Here is a 907-nt window from a genome sequence, read left to right on the forward strand (position 1 = left end):
TTCATTCAATCTTAATAATACAGTTGAAACGGATGCTCTTCCTTATACGATATGGACAAATGCTTCTTTTGCAAAATGTGGTACAACTACGAATAAACTGCAGGAAGATCAGACCGGTGCTATTTTCCCCGCTTATCAGTGGACACTTGGAACATCGCTTACTTGTGCAGGCATGCCTGACGGTAAGGAGGATTTTGAAAGCTGGGTAATTACTTCTCCTGTCGATCCGAGCCAAGTGATTCCTGATTATGGTACGCTTATTAAGTCGTACAGCGAGGTTGTTCCGGGGTTCTATGATTACACATATTACAAACCGGGTAAGTTTACGGTGACCGTAGTGTCGCGTAATGCTACCGCTTTTGGAACTGAAGAATCTGTGCAAAATATAGAAATAGAAATAGTTGAAAAATAATTTTCTGAAAAATACATTTATGAAATATTTGTTTTCTACGTTACTCATTGCTTGTGTGAGTGTCTTGATGTCCGCTCAGCCCAAACTGAATCTTAATACGGGCAGTATTGATTTTGAATGGCAACAGGAGGAGGATGGCTGGCATATCTCGTGTATTAAAATCGACGGGAAGCAGATTCCTGCCCCCAAGGGATATTACACGGTTTTGTATATAGATCGTAATCCGGCAAAGGATTTGGTCGATCAGGATCTTGAGGGAAAGGATTTTACGTTCTATCCGTCAAAAGCAGAAATGCTTCCCGATGGTACTCTGAAATTTTCTCACAGTCTCCGTTTCGGAGACGTTGAAGCAATATGGAAGGTAGATCCATTATTTCCGTCTGATATAAAGGTCGATATGAAGGTCAGACTGTCGACGAACGGTTCCGTATCCATCGCCACCCCTACGATTACCGTCTTCGAAGAGAACAATATATCATGGGCGATGATTCCGGG

2 protein-coding genes are annotated in these 907 nt (G+C 42.1%); both read left to right on the forward strand.

From position 1 onward, the window contains the following. Positions 1–412: hypothetical protein (locus BACCELL_RS25365; protein ID WP_007215045.1), on the forward strand; the 412-nt coding region annotated here is incomplete at its 5' end. Positions 413–431: 19 nt separating this feature from the next. Then, a partial coding sequence (locus tag BACCELL_RS25370; RefSeq protein WP_211211354.1) for a hypothetical protein occupies positions 432–907 on the forward strand: 476 nt, incomplete at its 3' end.

Origin of the sequence: Bacteroides cellulosilyticus DSM 14838 (genome assembly GCF_000158035.1) — a bacterium.
GTDB classification, from domain to species: Bacteria; Bacteroidota; Bacteroidia; order Bacteroidales; family Bacteroidaceae; genus Bacteroides; species Bacteroides cellulosilyticus.